Here is a 23292-nt window from a genome sequence, read left to right as displayed (position 1 = left end):
CCAGCTCTTCTCGCGCGAAGATTTGTGTGTCCGAGTTTGTTTGACGTATGGGGCAGCCAACTCGCGGTAGTGTTCTAGTTGCGCGGTTCAGAGAAGACTGTTTGCTGGCCAGAGCCGAGGTCATAAGCCATCTGGGAAAATGGTGGACGCACTAGGGTTCGAACCTAGGACCCGCTGATTAAGAGTCAGCTGCTCTACCAACTGAGCTATGCGTCCATCGGGCGGCTTCGGTTATTATCGATGCTGCCAATTTGCCGAGGTTCGAGGCCCGCAAGTGGGCGCGGTCGAATCGGCGAAGGCGCTGCGTATAGCGCGGTTATCCGCGATTGGAAGGTATTTTGGGCCCCTCGGCCAATTGCGATAGCTTGCGCTTTGCTTTTTCCGTGAGCTCAATTCGCGATTCAAACTCATCGTGGAGCGCTGAGATGATCGTGATCATGCCATCGTCCTGAAGCCGAGAAATTAGGTTAAGGGCGGCGCTTTGGGTGAGTCCTGCGACGCGGTGGACTTGGCGCAGACTGGTGGATTGTCCGGCGCATTCGCGGCTGTAGACGCCGCCCAATAGGGCCGCGACGGCAGCGACCTCTAACGCGCTATCCGCGTTAGCGAGACTAATATCTGATGCGGCTTCGCCTGGGCGGCGCCGAAACGGGAGCGCGCGGGCGAAGCGATCGCGCATGCGCATCCGCATAGCGAACTCCTTATGTCAAAAAGTCACGATGCCCCCGATTTGCCAGCGTCGCACGCAGGCCAATCAGGGGGCTTTGGGTGCAAGCAAGCGCGGAGGGAGAGTTCGGCATGGTGCGACCCGAGGGCCGAAGCGCGGTTACTTACAGTTTTGCTATAGGGTTAATGATCACAAGGCATAAGTCGCCTGATTGGGGGACATGTGATATGGCTACGTAAGAGATGCAAAAGTATTTTGGCCAGATTGAGCGGCTGGACGACCTATGGGATGTCTATCGCTACATTTCCGGGGTGTGTGATGAGCAGGGGGCTATCCGGACCAGCTATCACTTTTCGCCGATCTTTTCTGCGCCCAATTCAATCCGCACCGATGTCTACGCGAACGGATACAGCGACGAGTGGCTGAAGCTCTATGACAAAGAGGATTTCCGCCAATCTGACCCTATTCCAGCGCGCACGATGAAGCACGGTGCATTGCTAAAGTGGAGCGATGCGATGACGATAGAGCCAAATACGCTTAGCCAACGAAGCGTATTTTGCGGCAATGCGCGCGCATGACCTTATCCATGGTTTTGGCTTGCCTCTCTATGGGCCGCGCGGGCGCAATTCCTACGCATCGTTCGACTTTGGCAAACCGGTGGAGGAAGTCGATAGCGTTGCTCTGGGAATAGTGCGCGGTGCCTCGCAAGCGGCGCATCAGCGGATATGTGTGCTGCTCGATGCCACGCGGACTACGCCGGAACTTTCCGGGCGAGAGCGCGAGGTTCTGGAATGGATAGCGCGTGGAAAATCTACGAGCTCAATCGCCACGATCCTGGCGTTGTCGCCGGAAACGGTGAAGACGTATGCAAAGCGGATTTATGAAAAGCTGGGCACGTCCGACCGCGTCGGGGCGACGGTTAAGGCGCTTAAACTTGGCCTGATCAAAATCTAGCGAAGGCTCAGTTTTCAAGTCCGCCGCGCGGAGCGTTTCTGTTCCAACGATTGACCATCATCAAAGCGCCGATGCAAATCATGTTTGTCATCATGGATGATCCGCCATGGCTCATGAAGGGCAGGGGGATGCCCACCACTGGCGCCATGCCCATCACCATCATCAGATTGATGGCGATGTAGAAGAAGATGGTCGCAACCATTCCGGCGGCCACCAGGCTAGAGAACCGGTCTCGCGAAGTTAGCGCAACGCGTGTGCCCCAGCGCAGGATGATCGCAAAGACACCAATCACAAAGATGCCTCCGATAAGGCCCCATTCCTCTGCCATTGTCGCAAAGACAAAGTCAGTGTGCGGCTCTGGCAGATATTGCAGATGGCTTTGTGACCCGTTGTTGAAGCCTTTGCCAACAATGCCGCCAGAACCGATGGCGATCTTGGATTGAGCGATGTGATAGCCCGCGCCCAGAGGGTCGCTTTCGGGATCGAACAGGGTCATGACCCGGCGCTGCTGATAGTCTTGCAAGCCGAAGAAGAACGCGAGCGGGGCTGCGATTGCGGCGAGGACGCCACCGCCAATGAACCACCGCATGGGCAGGCCGGCAAGCAGCATGACGACTGCACCGCCAAAGGCAATGGCAAGCGACGTTCCAAGGTCTGGTTGGAGCAGAACAAAAGCCATCGGCACGGCGATCAAAGCGCCGGGGATCAGGATCGCTCGCCAATCCGTAATCAGGCCCACAGGCAAGGATGCATAGAAGCGAGCGAGCACTAGGACGATGACAGGCTTCATCAGCTCCGAAGGCTGAAGCACCATAAAGCCGAAGTCGATCCAGCGCTGGCTGCCGCCCCCGACTTGGCCAATCACTTCAACCGCGATCAGCAGCAGCAGGACCCCGATATAAGCGGGATAAGTCATGAACTTCACGAATTCGCGCGGCAAAGAGGCAATGATTGACGCCATCACGAGGAAGACCGAGAAGCGGATCAGGTGCGAGCTTGCAAAGGGCTGCATCGAACCGCCGGCTGCGGAATACAGCACGGCCGCGCCGAACAAGACGAGCATCAGCAAAGGAATGAGCATGGCCCATGGTTGGCGCGCGATGGGCTCTGGAACGATGCTCCCGGCGCGGCTCATGGTGTGCCTGCTGGCGTTGAGGGCGGGGCATTGGGAGCAGTCGGACTGAGGGTCTGGTTTGGAGTGGGCGTTGGCGCGCCGCGCGGCGTGGCTTCCTCGCGCGGTGCCACGAAATCTTCAGCAATCTCTTCGGATTGTTGAGCAGCGACGCGGGCCTCCGCCTCGACTTGGTCAAAGATGTCTTCATCCCGGCGCGGGGCCGCCACCACGGCTTCGCCGCGTTCTGCGGCATAGCGGGCGTATTTGTTATCGAGCCGCTGTTGCGCGGTCCCGCCCCATTGCTTTTCCAGAGCGTTGAGCTTTTCTAAGCCCTTCGCCGGATCGAACATGAAGGTCATGACATCGCGCGCGATCGGGTATGCTGCACCCGAGCCGCCGCCGTGCTCAATCACAACCGCTCCGGCATAGCGCGGATTGTCGAACGGCGCGAAGAAGGTGAACAGGCCGTGGTCGCGGTATTTCCACGGCCCGGACCGGCCATCAGATACGCTCAGCGACACGACCTGAGCCGTGCCCGTTTTGCCCGCCATTTTGATGTCTTCAAACGGCAAGCGACCGCGACCCGCTGTGCCTGGCCCGTTCACAACATCGCTCATCGCCTGGCGCACATAGCGGACATGCTCATCGGGGAAGTCGACTTGGTCAAAGCCTTTCGGTGCTGCGTCCATCGTAAGGCGGGGCATGACGTGGCGGCCAGTTGCGAGCCGGGCTGAGCTGACCGCGAGTTGCAGCGGGCTGGCGAGGTAATAGCCCTGACCGATGGAGGCGTTGACGGTGTCGAACGGCTCCCAATCGCGGTCAAATTTGTTCCGTTTCCAATCGGCATTCGGGACGGTGCCATAGAATTGGCTGGTGACGGGGAGGGGGAATTCCTCGCCCATGCCGGTGAGTTTGGCCATCTCGGCCACTTTGTCGAAGCCGATGAGCTGGGCGAAATGATAGAAATAGCTGTCGCAGCTTTGATAAATCGCCTTGGCCATATCGACCCGGCCATGGTTGCTCCAGCAATTGAAGAAGCGATTGCCGATCCGCCGCCCACCAGCGCAAGTGATCGCCTCATCGGGAGCAATGCCTGCCTTCAGGAAAGCCATGCAGTGCATTGGCTTTACAGTGGACCCGGGGGTAGAGCCCTTTCAAGACCTTGTTGCGCAGCGGAATGCGCGCGTCCTCGCGCAGCATCGCATATTCAACGCTGCCAATGCCGTCCGAAAAGCTGTTCGGGTCAAAGCTGGGCATGCTGGCCATGCAGAGCAGATCGCCGGTCGCGCAATCCATCACGACGACGGAGCCAGATTCCAGGCCAATCCGGCGCGCGGCATAATCCTGTAGCGGGCCATCAATTGTCAGGCGGACAGGATCGCCTTGAATATCCTCACGTGTGTCCAGGTCTCGGATAATTCGGCCAGAGGCGGTCACTTCGACCCGGCGAGCGCCGGGCTCTCCGCGCAATTCCTGCTCGAACTGTTTTTCCAGCCCGTCTTTGCCGATTTTATAGCCTGGTGTGATCAGAAGCGGATTGCGCTCTTCCTCGTCATATTCCTCGGCATTGGCGGGGCCAACATAGCCGATCAGATGCCCGACGCTTGGCCCAGTCGGGTAAAACCGAGAGAAGCCGCGCTGGGGCACCACGCCCTGCATATCTGGCAGGCGGACGCTGAGTGCGGCGAATTGTTCGTAATCGAGGCCGCTGGCGACTTCGACTGGTTGAAACCCGCTGACCGCTGCGACTTTCTGCTTCACGTCGGCAATCCGGGCCGGGGACAGCGAGAGCAGCGCGCCAATCTCATCAATCGTGGCATCGGCATCGACCAATCGGTCAGGGATCAAATCGACGCGAAAGTCTGCCCGGTTGGAGGCGAGCGGAGCGCCATTCCTATCAAGGATCCACCCACGGCGCGGTGGGATCAGGGTGAGATTGACGCGGTTGCTTTCCGACTCGAGCCGGTATTTCTCATTTTCAGCAATCGCGAGATAGCCCATGCGCGCAGCCAGCAGGACGCCGATCCCGCCCTGGATCGAGCCCACCACCATACTGCGCCGGTCGAACGTGTTCTTAAGGGTGGAGGCGCTGACAATCGGTTGGTTGCGGCGACGCTTCGCCATCAGCCAATCCTCCGCGAACGCGAGAGCCGGTATCTATCGAGCCAAGCAATCATGCGGGATATTATCGGATAGAGCAGGACAGACAGCAAGACTTGCGGCACCGCAGCAATAAGTTGGTGGATCGTAGGGGCAGCGCTGGACACTGCCATCGCTGCGAATATGTACAGAACGATCGCTAAACCCGCGCTGAACCAATCCTGCCAAAACCCGCGCCATGGGAAGCGGGTTTCGATCATTTCGAGCGCAATCATGGTGAGCGACCATAGCAATACTGCGCTGCCAAACGGCTGCCCACTGAAAAGATCATCGAATGCGCCCAGCGGTACGCCGACCCAGAGCGGCAGCAGTCCGGGGCGCATAATCCGCCATGCGATCAGAACGAGGAAACCGAGCGGAGGGGCCAGCGGCATCACGTCGGCGAGCAGAATGAATGGCACCAGCGAGCCAAACAGGATCGAGGCGTAAGGGACAATGCTGGCACGCAGCGGTGACTGTGTGCGGTTGATCCGGCTGCCATATCTGTCTGATCTTGCCGCCGGGCTGTAGCGTTCCATTACTCCGCGAGCTCCAGCTCTATTGGAGTGTCAGCGCTTTCCACGGCTTCAGGCTGCCACAGTGGCTCGACTGATACAAAATCGGTGGCAGAGGGATCCGCGATCAACCGCGCAATGCCGCCATCATTGGTTTTCTCGCTTAGGATCGCAACGGCGACGCCGGGGCGGTAATATCCGCCTGCACCGCTGGTCAGGAAGATATCGCCGACCTCCAATGGATTGATGCCCAGATTGATCAAGCGGATCCGCAGCAGTCCGTCTCCGCGCCCTTCGGCAAAGGCGACGGTTTCATCGGTGGCGCGCCGCACCGGCAAGACGCTCTCACTGTCGGTGAGCAGCAATATGCGCGAGCTGCTGCGTGATACTTCCAGCACGCGCCCGACGACACCTCTTGCGCTGCGCACTGACATGCCGATCTCGACACCATCATCGCGGCCCGCGCCCAGATAGGCAAAGCGTCGGCTGCTAGTGGAGCTTGATCCGACCAGCCGGGCAACTGCGACGGGTTCGGTTTCCGTCACTGACAGACCGAGCAATCCCTTAAGGCGGATATTCTCTTGTTCGACCGCTTCGGCTTCGGCCAAGCGGATGCGGGCGATCTCAACTTCTTCGCGTAGGGCCGCGTTTTGCTGCCCCGCTTTGTAATATGCGGTAATCCTGTCCCAGAAACTGTCGCTGCCGCCGCGCACTACGGCCGCGCCTTCGCCGAGCCGGGGCTGCGACATCGGTCGCTGCACCGCGCAGATCGGCAAATGCGCTGGGTTGCCAATAGGAGATAACGAGCAGGCCCGCGCCAATCAGCGCGCCAATCCCCGCGAGGAGATAGCCGGTGAAGACCGAATATTGTGCCCTGCGCGAATGGCCCGAGCGCCGGGATGAATTCGGCGCCATGCCTGTTTCTCCCCTTCTGCCTGATTAGGCGGTCATCAGCACGCCGCGATAGATTGGATCTTCCATCGCCCGGCCTGTGCCAACGGCGACGCAAGTGAGCGGGTCTTCTGCAATAGAAACAGGCAGGCCCGTTTCCTCGCGAAGATGCTCGTCCAATCGGCGGATAAGCGCACCGCCGCCGGTGAGCACGATGCCTTGATCGACGATGTCTGCGGCGAGCTCTGGCGCCGTGTTTTCCAGCGCAATCCGCACGCCTTCGACGATTGCACCGATTGGCTCGGACAATGCTTCTGCAACGTGCGCTTGGTTGATGGTGATTTCTTTCGGCACGCCGTTCACCAGGTCGCGGCCCTTGATAACGATGCTTTCGCCAATACCGTCTTCTGGGGTAACGGCGATGCCGTAGTCTTTCTTGATCCGTTCTGCCGTTGCATCACCGATCAGCAGGTTGTGATGTCGGCGAACGTAAGAGACGATGGCTTCGTCCATCTTGTCGCCGCCGGTCCGCACCGAGGTGGTGTAGGCCAGGCCGCGCAGTGAAAGCACAGCAACCTCTGTGGTGCCGCCGCCAATATCGACCACCATGCTGCCAACGGGCTCCGTCACTGGCATGTCCGCGCCAATTGCCGCTGCCATGGGCTCCAGGATCAAATGCACCTCAGATGCGCCAGCGTTGGAGGCTGCATCGCGGATTGCGCGGCGCTCCACCGAGGTCGAGCCGGAAGGCACACAGATCACAATCTCAGGATAGCGGAACAGATTGCGCTTTCCGTGCACTTTACGAATGAAGTGCTTGATCATTTCCTCAGCGATTTCGATGTCCGCGATCACACCGTCGCGCAGAGGACGGATCGCCTCAATGCTGTCAGGCGTCTTGCCCATCATCATCTTCGCATCATCGCCCACGGCCTTGACGCGCTTGATCCCGTTGATCGTCTCAATGGCAACCACTGATGGTTCGTTGAGGACGATGCCCTGGTCCTGAACATAGACCAGTGTGTTCGCGGTGCCCAAGTCAATCGCCATGTTTTGGGAGCCGAATTTGAACAGGTTGGAAAGAAAGCTCATTTTTATCGTTTTTCCGTGGATTTGGAGGCAAATCCCGCAGACCCCCTGCGACCATTTGCACCCAATAATGACAACACCTGATCCGCCTAGCGAATCCGCCGCAAAAACGCCAAAATATTTGTCGACAGCGGGGCACATTTTCCCCGGAGCTCTCGAAATTGCGGCGTGTGGCCGCTAAGATGCGACAAATGCCCCAAAATAAGCCCCGTATCCGTCGCCTTCCCAGCGATCTTGTTAACCGCATCGCTGCTGGTGAAGTGGTAGAACGGCCTGCGGCTGCGTTAAAAGAGCTGGTTGAGAACGCAATTGATGCCGGTTCGTCGCGAATCGCTATCAAGTTAACTGATGGCGGACTGACCCGGTTCGAGGTCACCGATGATGGCTGCGGCATGGATTCAGAAGGCATGGAATTGGCGCTTGAACGCCATGCCACCTCAAAACTGCCGGATGACGCGATTGAACAGGTCGCAACGCTTGGCTTTCGCGGGGAGGCGCTGCCATCGATTGCCAGTGTCGCCAAGCTGACGATCGAAAGCCGCCCGCATGATGCGGACGCAGGCTGGCGGCGAGTGGTTGATCACGGCGAGCTGATTGAAGATGCGCCCGCTGCTTTGCCGCCGGGTACGCGGGTCCGCGTGGAGCAGCTGTTTGCCAAGGTTCCGGCGCGGCGCAAGTTCCTGCGCACCGCGCGCAGCGAGTATGTCGCCTGCCTAGATGTGGTGCGCCGCCTCGCCATGGCGCGGCCTGACATCGCCTTTACCCTAGAGCAAAGCGCCAATGGCAAAGACCGCCGCGTGCTGGCGACCCAGACTGATGAGCCGCTGGCAGACCGTGTCGCGCAGATTGTCGCGCGCGAGCTTAAGGACAATGCGGTTGCTATTGATCTCACACGCGAAACGCCGGGCGGCACGATGCGCCTGACCGGGCTTGCGGGATTGCCGACTTACAATCGCGGCGTCGCTGATCACCAATATCTGTTTGTGAATGGCCGCCCGGTAAAGGACCGCCTGCTGGTTGGCGCGGTGCGCGGCGCCTATTCTGATATGCTGGCGCGTGATCGGCACGCTGTGCTAGCGCTGTTCCTGGATCTGCCGCCTGAGGAAGTGGATGTGAACGTCCACCCAGCGAAGACCGAGGTACGCTTCCGCGATGCAGCAGCAGTGCGCGGCTTCATCGTCTCCGGCCTACGCCAGGCTTTGGCAACCGGCGACCGGCGCAGCGCACAAGGGCCAGACCGCGCGGCGATGGAGCGCTGGCAGGCGGAACCGATTGCGCCAGAGCCGAAACCGGCGCTTCGATCAATTTTTGAAGGCCGCGATTGGACGTCTTCCAGTTCCGGGTCGCAGCACCGCGTGTCAGAACCGCGCCTCCCCGATTGGCAGGCGCAGGTTCTTGAAGGCGGCACAGAAGCGCTTCCGACTGGCCGCGCGCATGAGGCCGCGCCTATCGACGAAGAAGAGCGCGAATATCCGCTCGGCATCGCGCGCGGGCAAGTCGCCAACACTTACATTGTGGCAGAGAGCAAAGATGGGCTGGTGCTGGTCGATCAACACGCCGCGCATGAGCGGCTGGTTCTGGAGCGCCTGAGGGCCGCCGGGGCAGGGGAGGCCACCGCCCGCGCTCAGGCATTGCTGGTGCCAGATGTGGTCGAGCTTGACGAGGTGGACTGTGACCGGTTGGAGGCTGCTGCAGAAGGCTTCGCGCGCTTTGGCCTAGCGATTGAGCGCTTTGGCCCATCGGCCATGCTGGTGCGCTCAATCCCGCATGCGCTGGGCGGCGCTAATTCAGACAAGCTGCTGCGCGATCTGGCTGATGACATTGCCAAGCATGGTGTCGACAAGGATGCGGGCGCGCTGCTGCTTTCCGAACGGCTCGAATATGTGCTGGCGACCATGGCCTGCCACGGATCAGTGCGGGCAGGGCGTGTGCTATCCGTGCCGGAAATGAATGCCCTGCTGCGCGAGATGGAGGCAACCCCGCGTTCCGGCCAATGCAACCACGGCCGCCCGACATGGGTGAAACTGGATATGGAAGACGTCGAAAAGCTGTTCGGACGGCATTGAGGGGGCAAGAGAGCAGGGAACGGATGAATGAACCTTAGGGATTATGTTTTGGGTCGCCAGGTTGTCTTGCAATCTCCGCTTTCAAAGTCTGAGGTTGAAAAGAGGATTAACGCTGCTGCTGGATCTTCATTCTCTCCATTTAACCTGGGCGTTACTGGCGGTGTCTATGTTGGAAGAGTGAGGCTTGCCTGGAGCATACCTTTATTTACCAATGGGTTTCGACCTGTTTTTAGAGGCCGTGTAGCTGACGTTGGAAAAAAATCTGAGCTGAAAGCTATCTACGGAGCCACGACTTTCCTGCGAATTTTTTACGCATTTTGGTATTTGTTTTTGACAGTGTTCACTGTGGGTGGGATTTTTACCTTCTTGAACAGTGAATCCACGCCAAACGAATTTTTCGCCATTTTTCCAATTATCGTGCCAGCATTCTTTGCCGTTCCCGTCATATTCCATTTCGTATTCAATATGAATGCGGAAGCGCATTTTGAAGCGATTCTGGAGTTTCTTAAACGCGAAGCCGAGCTAAACTAGTGCGGTGATTGAACGCTGATCTCGATCTAATTGGTATCCTAGCCAAGAACGCAGAGGTTTGCTTCAAGAGGAAATACTCGACGCAACCCGTTAGCTTTCGCGTCTTAGCAGAACTTGGTATCCTCGGCCGCTGCCGCTTTTTACCTCAGATATAGCCTCAGGCTGCGATTGTGTCGCCTCGCGGTCAAGAGCGTTTGAGTTTAAACGTTAAACTTAAACAGCATGATGTCGCCGTCTTGCACGTCGTAGTCTTTGCCTTCTTGGCGCATTTTGCCCGCTTCTTTCGCGCCTGCTTCGCCGTTTAGGGCACCGTAGCCGTCGTAAGCGATAGCTTCATCGCGGATGAAATTTTTACCTTTATCCATTGGCTGCCATTCGGAGTTCAACATATTCCTCATCTTCCGATACATCTTTCTCCTGCCGTTCGGTCTGGAATTTGCTCAATCCATTTAGCATGGCTTCGGCTTGATCGGCCAGGTTTCTGGTCGCCGCAGTTGCTTGTTCAGCCATTGCAGCGTTTTGTTGAGTTGCATTGCCTAGGTTGGAGAACTCGCTCTTCACTTGGGTAATGCTGTTAGACTGATTGTCCGCTGCGTGAGCGATTTCCAAAATAAGCCCATCAATTTGCGAGAATTGCTCAATAATTTTCTGCAGAGCTTCACCGGTTTCGTTGACCAACTGAACACCAGATTCAACCTCTCCTATCGAGGCGTGAATACGGCTCTTCACATTCAACGCTGCATCGGCAGAACTGCCTGCCAAAGCGCGCACTTCAGATGCAACAACTGCAAAGCCTTTGCCCGCCTCACCAGCGCGCGCTGCTTCCACGCCAGCATTCAAGGCCAGTAGATTTGTTTGGAAAGCGATTCCATCAATCACCGAGATAATTTCCGAAATCTCTTTTGACGCGTCTTGTATGGCGCCCATTGCGGTGATGGCTGATTTGACCAATTCGCCTGTCTCTTCCGTTACTGCACGCGCTTCTGCCGTGGTTTTTGTCGCGCTGTTTGCGCGTTGTGCGGTCTCTATAACCTGATCGGCAACCTGTGACATTTGATTGAGCGCTTTCTCAATACTTGATGCCTGATGCTCAGTGCGCACCGAGAGATCGCTTGATGCGGCGCTGATTTCACTTGCGCTCGTGCTCGTACTTTCGGCCGCGATCGTAATATGTTCAAACGTTTCACGCAGTGCATTGCTCGCTTGGTTGAAGTCATCTTTGAGCTTCTCAAATGGTCCACCCAGGTCAGTTTCGATCCGGCTGCCCAGCTCACCGTTTGCAAGCCGAGCAAGCCCGTCACCAATGCTATCGACAATAGCTTGTGCCTGCGCTTGTTTTGCCTGTTCCGCTTTCAGCAATTGCTCCCGGAGACTGTTCATTGAGCGACTGAGCTGCCCAACTTCATCTTTATCGCTTGACGATGGGATCGAGACATCGTGATCACCACTCGCCAATTTTTTGACCACCGCTGTTAGGGTAGGGATCTGGCGCACACTACGCGTAACCCACCACACAACACCAGCACCAAGGGTCATCGCTGCTAGACAAATGACGATCAGCAACCAGCCAAAATTGTGCGTTTCCTCCGTCGTTTCGCTGGCAATATCTTTGTTTCTAGCTTCTTGAAAATCGATGAATTCGTTAATCTGTGCCAACCAAGTGACGAATTGCGGCCGGGCTTCATACAACAACACGCGGAATGCACCTGCGTCATCGCCGCCTTCATGGCGATCAATAACCTCCTGAACCAGAGGGTTGGTCTTTGCCTCTGTTGCCTTAATGTCTGTCAGAATCCGCAATTCTTCTTCTGTTGGGTTTTTGTCAGGGGCCAGCATTGCATCAAGCGGTGCTGCGGATTCAGAGTACATCTGTTCCAGATCGCGGATTTCTTGAATTGCGCTTTGCAGCTCAGTGCTATTTTCAACCAAGACTACATCACGCAAGGCAATCGCTCTGTCATGTACACTGCCACGGAAATTGATTGCATACCGCTGCTTCACGGAATTGACTGAGTTTATTTCCTCAAGATTAGAATCAATAATCGCAACGCGCGAGGCAGCGAATGTGGCGATCAAAGCCATCAAAACTAGCATGGCGGCAAAACCGATAATCAACTGTGTTTTGATGGAGAGTGATTTGAGCATTGTTTGGCCTTTGAATCTCGACAGATGCCGCGAAATTAGAAGCCTAACGCCAACAATACCCCAATCCGGAACTAGGTAGCTTTTCGGATATCACTGAGTGCGGTCACCACTATCAAGCAAGCGCCTATTTGTACTCGATATATGGGATCGATTAGTCGACACGCGGTAGGTTTGATAGGGCCTGAACCCGCGATCCCGAACTAGGATCAGACTGCTCGATATCCTCGGAATGCAACATGTCCGACATAAAGCCAGATCAAATGTCAAACGTTGAACTTAAACAGCATGATGTCGCCGTCTTGCACGTCGTAGTCTTTGCCTTCTTGGCGCATTTTACCCGCTTCTTTCGCGCCTGCTTCGCCGTTCAGGGCGATGTAGTCGTCGTAAGCGATGGTTTCCGCGCGGATGAAGCCCTTCTCAAAATCCGTATGAATTTCGCCAGCGGCCTGCGGGGCTTTCGCGCCCGATGGGAAGGTCCAGGCGCGCGATTCTTTTGGCCCTGCGGTAAAGAAGGTTTGCAGGCCCAGCAGCGTGTAGCCAGCGCGGATGACGCGGGCGAGGCCGCTTTCTTCCAGGCCCAGTTCGGTCAGATATTCGCTGCGGTCTTCCAGCGGCATGGCGACGAGTTCCGCCTCGATTGCGGCGGAAACGACGACCGCTTGCGCGCCTTCAGCTTCGGCTTTGGCGAAAACAGCGGCGGACAGGTCATTGCCGCTGGACGCTTCGTCTTCGGCGACATTGCAAACATACAGCACAGGCTTTGCGGTGAGCAATTGTGCTTGCTCAAACAACGCGGCTTCCTCGTCATCCTTCGGTTCGGTCAGACGCGCTGGCTTGCCATCTTTCAGCAGATCGAGCGCTTGGCCCAGAACGCTGGCGAGTGCCTTTGCGTCCTTGTCTCCACTGGTCGCACGGCGTTTTGCGTTCTCAACCCGCTTTTCCAAGCTCTCAAGATCGGCCAGCATCAGCTCGGTCTCAACCACTTCGGCGTCGGCAATTGGATCGACCTTGTTGGCGACGTGCTGAATGTCGTCGTCCTCAAAGCAGCGCAGCACGTGCACAATCGCATCAACCTCGCGAATATTGCCGAGGAATTGGTTGCCGAGACCTTCGCCTTGGCTCGCACCCTTCACAAGGCCCGCAATGTCGACAAAGGCGAGCTGGGTGGGGATGACCTTGGCGCTCTTCGCGATGGCCGCAATCTTGTCCAAGCGGTCATCCGGCACAGCAACCTGGCCGACATTGGGCTCAATCGTGCAGAACGGATAGTTCGCCGCCTGCGCGGCCTGCGTCTCAGTAAGAGCGTTGAAGAGGGTCGACTTGCCGACATTCGGCAGGCCCACGATCCCGCATTGGAAACCCATTGTAATTCTCGCTTAGGTCAAGGAATTTGCGCTCCCTTAGCGGGCAGGCGCATCTATTGCCAGCCCAGCGAACGCGGCGGTCAAACGTTGTGAACCGCCTTGATCCATGGGCCAAAGGGTGATCCGCCAAGCCAGCCGACCTGAACCTCTGCCGCGACATTGTTGATCGCGATTTGTGGTTTGGCACCTGGATGCACTTCTTTGCGCAATGGGCGGGTGCCGACGGGCATGGCGATGATCTCTGCAATCGCGTTCGGTACATCCATAGGGTCGGTCGTTCCGCCGCCGGTGCGCTTGCCCAGAGGCTCAATCAGCGCAGGATAGCCAGAGGTGTGCTTTTCATCGGCGCGCTCGAGCAGAGCGGTGCTGTTCTTGTTGGAATTTGACCAGATCATCGTCGGATAGCCGCCCGGCTGAATGATGTTGACCTCAACACCGTGGGGAACGAGCTCATAGGCGAGCGCTTCGCTCATGGCTTCAAGCGCAAATTTGGTTGGCGAATATTGGCCAAAGCTTGGAGCGATGACGCGGCCAAGCTGAGACGTGATATTGACGATCAGGCCAGATTTCTTTGCACGCATCGCGGGCAGGGCGGCGCGCGCCATGCGGTGCGGGCCGAAGACATTGGTGTCGAAAATCACCTGGGTTGCTTCCATGTCCTGAATTTCGATTGGTCCACCAAAAGACATCCCAGCATTGTTGATCAGCACGTCGAGCGCGCCGCCAGCGATGCGCTCTGCTTCGGCGACGCCAGCTGCGACCTGCGCATCGTCGGTCACGTCGATTTCGATCACGTGCAGGTCAAGTTCTTCGGTCTTAGCGAGTTGGCTCAGCTCATCAGCCTCGGTGCGAGGAAGGTTGCGCATGGTGGCGAACACTTTGGCGCCTTGGCGAGCGAAATCCTCTGCCATCAACCGGCCAAACCCGGTCGAGCAGCCCGTGATCAGAATGCTTTTGCCAGACATGTCGGGTTTTGCGGTGAGGGAGTCCTCTTGAGCGAGGCTGGCTGTGGCAGTGAGAGCGGTGGTTGCAGCGGCGCCTGCGAGCAGGGAGCGGCGAGTAACTTGGGTCATGATGTGGTCTCCAATTCAATGAACCAACGCATGGGCGCGGCAGAGTTCCTGAGTGAATTTGCTTTGTACGTTATAGCGGCGCTGAGCGATCTAACCAGCGGCGGGTTCTTGGTCGGCCAATCCTGCGTCTTCTGGTTGCTCAAAAAGTTTCAGGCGGTGCATTTCTTTTTGCAGGAACCAGATCGCGTAAACGTCATAAAGAGCGTGACCGATCATCACGGCGAGCAGGCTGCCGCTCCAAATGTAGACAACGCCGAACAGCGCCCCAATCGCGAAAATGATGATTGCGATCAGAGGCTTTGCGAAATGGATAAGCGCGAAGATCAGGCTGGAGAAGATGACGGCGAGGGGCAGCGCCACGTAATCGCCCATCAGGGTTTGCAGCCCGCCGCGAAATAGCGCTTCTTCACCCACGCCAGCGCAGATCGAAAAGAAGATGATCACCGGCATCGAAAGCCGCTTTTCGAGGAACGCGAAGTTCTTTGCCTGAAGCCGTGTGAGTTTCTCCGCAAGTTGTGGCAGGCCTTGGAAGATGGCCGCAGCCACGGCGATCATCGCTAGGCCTAGGCCAATTCCCAAGGCAATTTGCCTGAGATCAACCGTCACAAATCCGGTAAGAGGGCGATCAGATATCCACCACAGCAATACGCCCAAACCGACAAACAAGGAGGCCTGAGCACCGAGTGATTTGCAGATGTCGGAAACCGACATTTTGCGCATCTCTTCGTACGGGTTGCTCATTGCTGACGCATCGCAATCTCGCTCATAAAGCGCGGCTCATCACCATTCGCGAGCCATTCCGCCTCGCCTCCGACCGCGCCTAGCATGGTGACCAGGTCGTCTTGCTCAGCCTTGGCGTAGTTCCCAAGCACATAGCCAGATACGCGGTCCTTGTGGCCCGGATGACCAATGCCAAGGCGAACGCGGCGGAAATCTGCGCCGAGATGCTTGTCGATGGAGCGCAGGCCATTGTGGCCAGCGGTCCCGCCGCCTTGCTTCACCTTCACTTTAAAGGGTGCAAGGTCGAGCTCGTCATGAAAGACAGTAAGGGCATCGAGCTCCAGCTTGTAGAACCGCATGGCCTCGCCAACGCTCCGGCCGCTCTCATTCATAAAGGTTGCGGGCTTCAGCAGCAAAATGCGGTGCGAGCCGATCCGCCCCTCTTGAACCCAACCCTGAAACTTCTTTTGGACCGGGCCAAAGCTGTGCATTTCAGCCAACACATCGCACGCCATGAAGCCGACATTGTGCCGGTGCATAGTGTATTTCGGTCCGGGATTTCCAAGGCCAACCCAAAGCTGCATTGTTTTCCTTTAGCAGGCTTCGCCTGCCCCTCAAGCGGCGAGGAGTATTAGTTTTCCGCACATCATCCGATGCGCGATTTCCTCGATTTTTTTGCCCTCAAGCGCCGGGCGGCGGACATCCGTCCGCCTTGGCTTTCCTCGCATAAGCTCGGGCGGCCGGTCGGCCTGGCGAGGCCTTCGGCATCGAACCATTCCAAGCCATCTGTTTAGGAACAAGCGTCTTGACGCTTTTTTCGCCGGCTTGGTCGCGGAGCTCGGTCACGCAAGCGACCGCAAGGGCGCACGCCCGCCCGCAGCGACGCGACCTTCAGGTCGCATGAGCGAGGAAATCGCACATCGGATGATGTGCAGAAACCAAAAACGCAAAACGGCGGACTGGTTTCCCAGCCCGCCGCCTTGGTGATTGCGTCCGTGAAGGACTGGCGCGATTTACTCGCCGCTATCCTCGCCACCTTCAGCTGCTTCTTCGCCGCCTTCGGTTGCTTCAGTCTCTTCGCCCTCAGCTTCTTCGCCTTCGGCGCTCTCTGATTTCTTGAGAGCCGATGGAGCGACGAGCGTTGCGATGGTGTAGTCGCGATCGGTGATCGCGCTCTCGCTACCAGCTGGCAGCTTCACTTCGCTGATGTGGATCGAATCGCCGACTTCCTTGCCGGTCACATCGATTTCGATCTCGCTTGGGATCTTGTCAGATTCGCAAACCAGATCGAGCTCGTGACGGACCACGTTAAGAACGCCGCCCTTCTTGAGGCCAGGCGATTCTTCTTCGTTGGTGAAGATAACCGGAATGGCGACTTCGATCTTCGCATCCTTGGAAAGGCGCAGGAAGTCGACATGCGTCGGACGGTCTGTGACCGGGTGCAGGGCAACGTCCTTCGGCAGGGTGCGGACACTCTTACCATTAACATCGATGTTCACGATCGAGTTCATGAATTGGCCGGTCATCATCTGACGGACCAGTTCTTTTTCTTCGATGTGGATCGTGGTTGGTTCTTCTTTGCCGCCGTAAATAACGGCGGGGATGCGGCCTTCGCGGCGTAGTGCACGGGAGGCTCCCTTGCCTGCCCGTTCGCGTGCCTCGGCCGGCAGTGTCAGAGCGTCGCTCATAATCGTCTACCTTTCAAATGCGGATTAAAGTTTCAAAATCTTCGCGCGCCACGCCTCCAGGGATGACCATGACGTCGGAAGAGGGCGCGCCTTAGGGCGTGCGTGCGGGCTTGGCAAGCGTTTTGGCGGGGCGTGACGCCTCTGACCAAGGTGGTGAGAGCTAGTGCAGGGGCGTTACTGTGTAGCCGCTGGCCGATAGCATAGCTGGCAAGCCGTCTGGACCGACGAGATGAGCGGCACCAACGGCGACGAGCGGACGTTCATCACCTACTAGCATCGTCTCAAGCTGTTTCGCCCAATCGCGATTGCGCCCGACCAGCAAAGCCTCGCGCAATTCCGGATCGGCCATGATGCCTGTCTCGGTCGCGTCGATTAAAGTGGCTGTGTCACCGGTTAGCCAGGCATTGCGCAGGCGTGCTGGATCGGCCTGAAGCTGTTTTGCCTCAGCAATAATGCCGGAAAGTAGATCGCGCTGATCCTGTTCGGGCAGGCTGTCAAAGATGCGCAGCTGCGCGATTGCGCCCTCGAATTCTCGCACGGGTCGGCCCTTGAATTCGCGCACCACCGCGCGGTCAACGCCGTTTGCGGGATCACCTTGTGCGCCAACTTGCGCCAGTTGCAGCGCGGCGGCCCATGTTTCAGTTGATCCGAACTGCGCCGCAGAGAAGTTTGATTTGGATATCAGGTCGAACAGGGCAGGGCGCTTATCCTCGCTAACCCGCATCGCAAGGTCGGGTAGGTTCGGCGTGTAGGCAAGCTGGGCAAAAACCGCGGCGATTGGTTCGTTGTCTTCCAGATTGGCGACCTCAACAACGACCAAGTCGGCGGTATCAATAGCCGTCTTTATCTCAGGCGTGCGCCAGTTCGTGCCATCAGGAAGGGCGTGTATCGTGCCCAGCATCCACCCCTCGGTTTCACCTTGTGCGTTGGTGATTTCAAACAGCGGCGGAGCTGCTTCGTCAGCAGCAGGAGGGGCTGGGTCTGAGCCGCAGCCGGCATGAGCGCCAACAAAGCTGCCAGTGGGGCAGCAATGCGGACGCTCGCCAAGCGGTGCATTATTGGATGCGAGCGGAGACGATGCCGCGCTCTTCGAGATAGTCCTGAACGCTTTTCTCACCGGCAAGGTGACCTGCGCCCACTGCGATAAACAGAGTGCCAGGGGTTTCCATGCGGGCTTCAATCCAATCGGCCCAGTTGCGGTTGCGGGCATAAAGCAATTGCTCTGCCAGTTCTGGATCGCTGAAGCCTTCGTTCATAAGCTCAGCCAATCCGTCGGCATCACCGGCAACCCATTCAGCGACCATTTTGTCGAGGAACGGCTTGACCTCGTCGACGCCTTCAGCGGCCTCCATCAGGAATTCGATTTGCGAGGCCTGCGGCAGCCCGTCAAAAATACCGAACTGAAATTCGATTGTCTCGAGCGCTTCGGTCTTCTTGTCTCCAGCCTTTTCCAGCAGCACGTTTTCAACGCCTGCATCTGGTGAATAGCCCTGCTGAAGTAGCGGCAGGGTTGCGAGCGTGATGCCAGCGAACCATGGTTCGACTTGGTCGAAGGCCGCGGCTGGTGCGCCGAGTTTTGCCAGAGAGGCTTCGTAAACGGCGGTTTGCTCTTCGCTCAGCAGCGAACGCAATGTGGTGCCAGCAGGCAAAATCGCCTTGGACATTACCAATTGCTGGGTTTGCGCTTGCATGTCCGGGCCCATCTCAATCTCTGTGACGATGGTGTCGGAAGAGGTCAGAGCGTTTTCGATAACGCCATCATACCATTCCAGCTCTTTTGGCAGAGCGTGGACGGTGCCGAACAGGTAGATCGTGGTGTCTTCATCAGAGACCGACCAGAGCGCCGGGCCAGAGCCGGTCTCTGTGCCGAGTTCCAGCTCATCTGCAGGCGCTTTGGTGTCCGGGACGGGCGCGGGCAGGGTTTGCGTTTGAGCGCATGCGGCTGTGCCAGCGAGCAGAGTAATCGGGGCGAGGGCAGCGGTGACTGCGCGTGGGAAGTTTTTCATAATGCGTTCCTAGATAGAGAAAGTTGATTGGAAGGGAATGGGTAATTTTGCCCTTGAAGAAGTTGAAAGTGCGACGCGCTAACTACGCCCGCTTCAGACATATTTGCGGTAGAACCAGACAGCGGTCCAAACGACGCAGACAATTGTGAAAACGATCATCGGTTGCTGCTCTGGCACCCAGCCAGCTCGGGTGGCCAGCCACCAGGTTGGCGCCATGAAAAGGTATAGATGCGCAGCAACCATCGCGCCCTCGCGGTAGGCGCCTGCTTCATGTTCATCGACGGCGCGCCACCAAAGCCAACTGATCAAGGGCACAATGACGAGCCAAACAGCGATCGCAATTATCGCGAACGACGGAGAGATAGGGTCGTTTGATAGCATAACGTCCATGTCTCCTTCTGCCGTTGCACCAGAATAGATGCCGAGAACGGCGCCAACGGCGATGGCAATCCAAAGGAGATTGCGCGCCTTGCGGATCTTCGGTGACACAGGAATCGAGGCTTCTTTTTCATTTTTGGTCATCGAAAATCTCCTCGATTTGCATTTCAAACAGGCGCGCAATTCGGAATGCGAGCGGGAGGGAGGGGTCGTGCTTGCCAGTCTCGATGGCATTGATCGCCTGACGCGACACGTCGAGATGAAGCGCCAGTTCGGCCTGACTCCAATCTCGCTCTGCACGCAGCACTTTCAGCCTATTGTTCATGAGGTAAAACTCCATTGGCTCAGAAGCTTATCGCAAGGCGAGCGCGACTGTAGCGGTGATATGGCCTAGGCCATAACCCGCCAGCACGAATGTCATCGTCGCGAGAAATGCAGCTATCTTTTCCTTATGATTGTGATGTTCAAGCACTCAAAACTCCTGTCGCCGGTTTATGACATTATGTCAGGTATACATGACTATATGTCGTGATTTGCTGACTGTGTCAAGAGAACCTGACTTTTTGTTTGGAGAAGTTGACCCCCGATCTGCGGATAAATCCACTTTTGGGTGGGCACATCTGTTCTCATGCTGCGCTGCGGCATTGACGCTGGTTGGGGCATCCGCCAAAGCCTGCCGCCATGACTACCCAGCTTCTTCAGCGTGACCCCAAACGCTCGTTTCAGGACATGATTCTGACGCTGCATGATTTCTGGAGCGCCAATGGCTGCGTTATCTTGCAGCCTTACGATATGCGGATGGGCGCGGGCACGTTTCACACCGCGACAACTTTGCGCGCGCTTGGCCCAGAGCCTTGGAATGCGGCGTTTGTTCAGCCCTGCCGCCGTCCGACCGATGGCCGCTATGGCGAGAACCCCAATCGCCTCCAGCATTATTATCAATATCAAGTGATCCTGAAGCCGAGCCCGTCGGACATTCAGGAACTTTACCTTGAGAGCCTGCGTCAGATCGGGATCGACCCGCTGAAGCACGATATTCGCTTTGTCGAGGATGACTGGGAATCGCCGACGCTCGGCGCATGGGGCCTAGGCTGGGAAGTCTGGTGCGACGGGATGGAAGTCACCCAGTTCACCTATTTCCAGCAGATGGGCGGATTTGATTGCAAGCCTGTGGCCGGAGAGCTGACTTACGGTCTCGAGCGCCTCGCCATGTATATCCAGGGCGTCGACAGCGTCTACGATCTGGCGTTCAACCAGAACGGAGTTTCCTACGGCGACGTGTTTCTCGAAAATGAGAAACAGATGTCGAAATGGAATTTTGAGGTCGCCGACACAGACGCTTTGTTTGACCTGTTCAACAAGGCTGAGGCGGAATGCCAAAATGCCTTGGCGGCCCAAGTGCCGATCGCTGCCTATGAGCAAGCGGTTGAGGCGAGCCATATCTTCAACCTGTTGCAAGCGCGCGGCGTGATCAGCGTGCAGGAACGCGCAAGCTATATGGCCCGCGTCCGCGACCTCGCGCGCGGATCATGCGAGGCGCATATGGAGAAGGAAGCCGCTGACTGGGCTGAGAAATATCCGGAGTGGTCGAAATGAGTGGCTGTTTCGCAGATCCGTCTGCCCTGAGCCTGTCGAAGGGCTGCTCTTCACGTCTGGTACTCCAAATCAAGAAAATTCACTGCTTCGACAAGCTCAGCACAAACGGGAATTGTGATGGCTGATTTTCTCCTAGAACTGCGCAGCGAAGAGATCCCGGCGCGGATGCAAAAGGGCGCGCGCGCTGAGCTGGAAAAGCTATTCCGCCGTGAGCTGGATGCCGCTGGCGTTTCCGTCGGTGAGCTGACCGTGTGGTCGACCCCGCGCCGCCTTGCGCTGATCGCGCGTGATCTGCCGACTGCAACCGAGGCGGTGCGCGAAGAGGCCAAGGGCCCGCCAGAAGGCGCGCCGGATCAGGCGGTCGATGGGTTCTGCCGCAAGAACGGCGTGACGCGCGACCAATTGGAAGTGCGCGAAGTAAAGGGGCGCAACACCTATTTCGCGGTGATCGGAAAGCCGGGGCAGGCGGTCGCTGATCTGCTGTCTGCGGCGATCCCGGCGATTATCCGCGATTTTTCCTGGCCCAAGTCTCAGCGTTGGGGCGCGGCGTCGATCTCGACCGAGAGCCTCAAATGGGTGCGGCCTTTGTCTGGCATTATCGCACTGCTCGATGGCGAAGTCGTGCCGTGCGAAGTGGACGGCATTGTCAGTGGCCGCGAGACCAAGGGGCACCGGTTCCATTCGAACGGCAATATCGAGATTGCGAACGCGGACCACTATGCTGGCGATCTTCGCGAGGCGAGCGTGGTTGTCGATCATGTTGAGCGTGAAGCGATGGTGCGCGAAGGCGCGAAGGCGGCGGCGGAGGCGGCTGGTCTAAAGCTGGTTGAGGACGAAGGACTGGTGGTCGAAAACGCGGGCCTCACCGAATGGCCTGTGCCGCTGCTCGGGCGGTTTGAGGATGATTTCCTCGATGTGCCGCCAGAGACGATCCAGCTGACCGCGCGGGTGAACCAGAAATATTTTGTTTGCGAGGACGCGGACGGCAAACTCGCTAACGCGTTTATCTGCACCGCCAATATTGAGGCGGGAGACCCCGCAGTGGTGGTCGACGGCAATCGCAAAGTTCTGGCCGCGCGGCTGGCCGATGCGCGCTTCTTCTGGGAATTGGATCAGAAGAAAACGCTGGCCGAGCACGCCAAGGGACTGGAGCGGATTACGTTCCATGAAAAGCTAGGGACGGTCGCCGATAAGGTCGACCGCGTGGCGAAGCTTGCGCGCTGGCTGTGCGAAGAGGGTATTGTCGAACCATCCGCGAGTCCTCGCGAAGGCGGGGACCTCCTGCAACAAAGTGCCAATGGGAATGAGGTCCCCGCCTTCGCGGGGACTCGCGAGGAACTAGCCGACCTCACCGAGCAAGCCGCGCGTTTGTGCAAGGCCGATCTGGTCACCGAGATGGTCGGAGAGTTTCCTGAGCTTCAGGGCCTAATGGGCGGATATTACGCGGCGAAAGAGGGCCTGCCGGTCGAAGTGTCAGAAGCCATCCGCGATCATTACAAGCCGGTTGGGCAGGGCGATGAAGTGCCAACTGCTCCGGTGACGGTGGCGGTGAGTCTGGCGGATAAGCTGGATACGTTGATGTGCTTTTTCGCCATCGATGAGAAGCCGACAGGTTCAAAAGATCCGTTTGCACTGCGCCGAGCTGCCTTGGGCGCTATTCGTACGATTCTCGAAAATGCGCTTCGTTTCAGCATCGATCACACCCTTGAGACCATGACCGATGTTGTCGCCGCTAACCGCGACCGTGATGTGGAAACGCCAGAGCAATGTCATTCACGTGATGAAGTCGAGGCAGCGCAGCTTGCGAATATTGCATCGGGTGAGGCCGGGCTACATTGGTTTGTCCTTGAGCGTCTGAAGGTTCAGCAGCGCGAAGTTGGCACTCGGCATGATTTGGTCGATGCGGTTGTTGCACTCAAGGACGACGATCTCGTCCGCCTGCTCGCCCGTGTGAAAGCCCTCCAAGCCTTCGTCGAAACCGAGGACGGCACAAACCTGCTCGCAGGCTACAAGCGCGCGGCCAATATTCTCAAGAAAGAGGAATGGGACAGCGGCGCTTCCAATCCGTCACCTGAACCCGCCGAAAAAGCCCTCATCGACGCACTCGACCTCGCTGCGCCCAAAGCGGCCAGCGCCATCGAAAGCGAAGACTTTGCGGCGGCCATGTCCGCTCTCGCCACATTGCGTTCGCCAATCGACCAATTTTTCGAAGACGTGATCGTCAATGCTCAAGATGCGGATATTCGCAGCGCCCGCCTCGATCTGCTCGACCGGTTCCGCGATGCGGTGCACAAAGTCGCCGATTTCAGCCGGATCGAAGGATAATGTCTCTCCCCAGGACAAACCCGCAAGTGTC

The 23292-nt window shown here is 57.6% G+C and carries 21 protein-coding genes, 1 tRNA gene and 2 pseudogenes; 6 read left to right on the top strand and 18 right to left on the bottom strand.

Features of this window, described 5'->3' with window-relative positions; all coding sequences use genetic code 11:
- Window positions 1-140: 140 nt before the first annotated feature.
- A tRNA-Lys gene (locus AC0V6U_RS06635) sits at window positions 141-216 on the bottom strand.
- A gap of 100 nt (window positions 217-316) precedes the next feature.
- A complete protein-coding gene (locus AC0V6U_RS06630; protein WP_486169407.1) occupies window positions 317-691 on the bottom strand; it encodes a hypothetical protein in 375 nt (124 codons plus the stop codon).
- Window positions 692-909: 218 nt separating this feature from the next.
- On the opposite strand from AC0V6U_RS06630, the gene AC0V6U_RS06625 reads away from it, so the two are divergent.
- Together AC0V6U_RS06625 and AC0V6U_RS06620 are read left to right on the top strand one after the other, a co-directional pair.
- Window positions 910-1245 (top strand): autoinducer binding domain-containing protein, encoded by a 336-nt coding sequence (locus AC0V6U_RS06625; RefSeq protein WP_472645381.1) that lies wholly within the window; start codon window positions 910-912, stop codon window positions 1243-1245.
- Complete coding sequence (locus AC0V6U_RS06620) at window positions 1232-1621, top strand: response regulator transcription factor (protein WP_472645380.1); 390 nt, start codon at window positions 1232-1234, stop codon at window positions 1619-1621. Before AC0V6U_RS06625 ends, AC0V6U_RS06620 begins: the two co-directional genes overlap by 14 nt.
- A gap of 7 nt (window positions 1622-1628) precedes the next feature.
- Here AC0V6U_RS06620 and rodA read toward each other — a convergent pair whose 3' ends face one another.
- The 5 genes and pseudogenes from rodA to AC0V6U_RS06595 form a co-directional block, all read right to left on the bottom strand.
- Window positions 1629-2756 carry a rod shape-determining protein RodA gene (gene rodA, locus AC0V6U_RS06615; protein WP_472645379.1) on the bottom strand — a complete coding sequence of 376 codons (1128 nt, stop codon included), beginning with the start codon at window positions 2754-2756 and terminating at the stop codon, window positions 1629-1631.
- Window positions 2753-4859: pseudogene (gene mrdA / locus AC0V6U_RS06610) on the bottom strand (penicillin-binding protein 2). The gene rodA and the pseudogene mrdA overlap by 4 nt, the downstream one beginning before the upstream one ends.
- Window positions 4859-5413 carry a rod shape-determining protein MreD gene (mreD, locus tag AC0V6U_RS06605; RefSeq protein WP_472645378.1) on the bottom strand — a complete coding sequence of 185 codons (555 nt, stop codon included), beginning with the start codon at window positions 5411-5413 and terminating at the stop codon, window positions 4859-4861. The pseudogene mrdA and the gene mreD overlap by 1 nt, the downstream one beginning before the upstream one ends.
- A complete protein-coding gene (locus AC0V6U_RS06600; RefSeq protein WP_472645377.1) occupies window positions 5413-6138 on the bottom strand; it encodes a rod shape-determining protein MreC in 726 nt (241 codons plus the stop codon). The genes mreD and AC0V6U_RS06600 overlap by 1 nt, the downstream gene beginning before the upstream one ends.
- Before the next feature lie 190 nt (window positions 6139-6328).
- A complete protein-coding gene (locus tag AC0V6U_RS06595; RefSeq protein ID WP_472645376.1) occupies window positions 6329-7372 on the bottom strand; it encodes a rod shape-determining protein in 1044 nt (347 codons plus the stop codon).
- A 188-nt stretch (window positions 7373-7560) separates the two neighbouring features.
- On the opposite strand from AC0V6U_RS06595, the gene mutL reads away from it, so the two are divergent.
- Window positions 7561-9435 carry a DNA mismatch repair endonuclease MutL gene (mutL, locus tag AC0V6U_RS06590; protein ID WP_472645375.1) on the top strand — a complete coding sequence of 625 codons (1875 nt, stop codon included), beginning with the start codon at window positions 7561-7563 and terminating at the stop codon, window positions 9433-9435.
- A gap of 27 nt (window positions 9436-9462) precedes the next feature.
- Window positions 9463-9966: a hypothetical protein gene (locus AC0V6U_RS06585; protein WP_472645374.1), complete on the top strand. Its 504-nt coding sequence runs from the start codon at window positions 9463-9465 to the stop codon at window positions 9964-9966.
- 200 nt (window positions 9967-10166) lie between these two features.
- Here the strand turns inward: AC0V6U_RS06585 and AC0V6U_RS06580 are convergent.
- From AC0V6U_RS06580 to AC0V6U_RS06530, 11 genes and pseudogenes are all read right to left on the bottom strand, one after another.
- Window positions 10167-10328: pseudogene (locus AC0V6U_RS06580) on the bottom strand (DUF933 domain-containing protein); the annotation flags it as partial.
- Complete coding sequence (locus AC0V6U_RS06575; RefSeq protein ID WP_472645373.1) at window positions 10324-12111, bottom strand: methyl-accepting chemotaxis protein; 1788 nt, start codon at window positions 12109-12111, stop codon at window positions 10324-10326. The gene AC0V6U_RS06575 and the pseudogene AC0V6U_RS06580, both read right to left, overlap by 5 nt.
- 263 nt (window positions 12112-12374) lie before the next feature.
- A complete protein-coding gene (gene ychF / locus AC0V6U_RS06570; protein WP_472645372.1) occupies window positions 12375-13475 on the bottom strand; it encodes a redox-regulated ATPase YchF in 1101 nt (366 codons plus the stop codon).
- A gap of 80 nt (window positions 13476-13555) precedes the next feature.
- Window positions 13556-14548 (bottom strand): SDR family oxidoreductase, encoded by a 993-nt coding sequence (locus AC0V6U_RS06565; RefSeq protein WP_472645371.1) that lies wholly within the window; start codon window positions 14546-14548, stop codon window positions 13556-13558.
- Window positions 14549-14638: 90 nt separating this feature from the next.
- Window positions 14639-15289, bottom strand: coding sequence for a CPBP family intramembrane glutamic endopeptidase (locus tag AC0V6U_RS06560; protein ID WP_472645370.1), 651 nt, complete (start codon window positions 15287-15289; stop codon window positions 14639-14641).
- Window positions 15286-15852: an aminoacyl-tRNA hydrolase gene (gene pth / locus AC0V6U_RS06555; protein WP_472645369.1), complete on the bottom strand. Its 567-nt coding sequence runs from the start codon at window positions 15850-15852 to the stop codon at window positions 15286-15288. Before pth ends, AC0V6U_RS06560 begins: the two co-directional genes overlap by 4 nt.
- A 429-nt stretch (window positions 15853-16281) precedes the next feature.
- Window positions 16282-16956, bottom strand: a complete 675-nt coding sequence (locus AC0V6U_RS06550; protein ID WP_472645368.1) for a 50S ribosomal protein L25/general stress protein Ctc — start codon at window positions 16954-16956, stop codon at window positions 16282-16284.
- 160 nt (window positions 16957-17116) lie between these two features.
- Window positions 17117-18073, bottom strand: coding sequence for a TraB/GumN family protein (locus AC0V6U_RS06545; protein ID WP_486169406.1), 957 nt, complete (start codon window positions 18071-18073; stop codon window positions 17117-17119).
- Entirely contained in the window at window positions 18012-18962 is a 951-nt protein-coding gene (locus tag AC0V6U_RS06540; RefSeq protein WP_472645366.1) for a TraB/GumN family protein, read from the bottom strand. Before AC0V6U_RS06540 ends, AC0V6U_RS06545 begins: the two co-directional genes overlap by 62 nt.
- 93 nt (window positions 18963-19055) lie before the next feature.
- Window positions 19056-19484 (bottom strand): hypothetical protein, encoded by a 429-nt coding sequence (locus AC0V6U_RS06535; RefSeq protein ID WP_472645365.1) that lies wholly within the window; start codon window positions 19482-19484, stop codon window positions 19056-19058.
- A complete protein-coding gene (locus AC0V6U_RS06530) occupies window positions 19471-19665 on the bottom strand; it encodes a helix-turn-helix transcriptional regulator (protein ID WP_472645364.1) in 195 nt (64 codons plus the stop codon). The genes AC0V6U_RS06535 and AC0V6U_RS06530 overlap by 14 nt, the downstream gene beginning before the upstream one ends.
- Before the next feature lie 356 nt (window positions 19666-20021).
- Between AC0V6U_RS06530 and AC0V6U_RS06525 the strand changes: the two genes are divergently transcribed.
- Together AC0V6U_RS06525 and glyS are read left to right on the top strand one after the other, a co-directional pair.
- Window positions 20022-20936, top strand: a complete 915-nt coding sequence (locus AC0V6U_RS06525) for a glycine--tRNA ligase subunit alpha (protein WP_472645363.1) — start codon at window positions 20022-20024, stop codon at window positions 20934-20936.
- Window positions 20937-21053: 117 nt separating this feature from the next.
- Window positions 21054-23261, top strand: a complete 2208-nt coding sequence (gene glyS, locus AC0V6U_RS06520) for a glycine--tRNA ligase subunit beta (RefSeq protein ID WP_472645362.1) — start codon at window positions 21054-21056, stop codon at window positions 23259-23261.
- Window positions 23262-23292 lie beyond the last annotated feature (31 nt).

The organism is Erythrobacter sp. W36, from assembly GCF_057364935.1.
The sequence above is the reverse complement of the archived record's forward strand: the minus strand, read 5'-3'. Positions and strand labels throughout refer to the sequence as shown.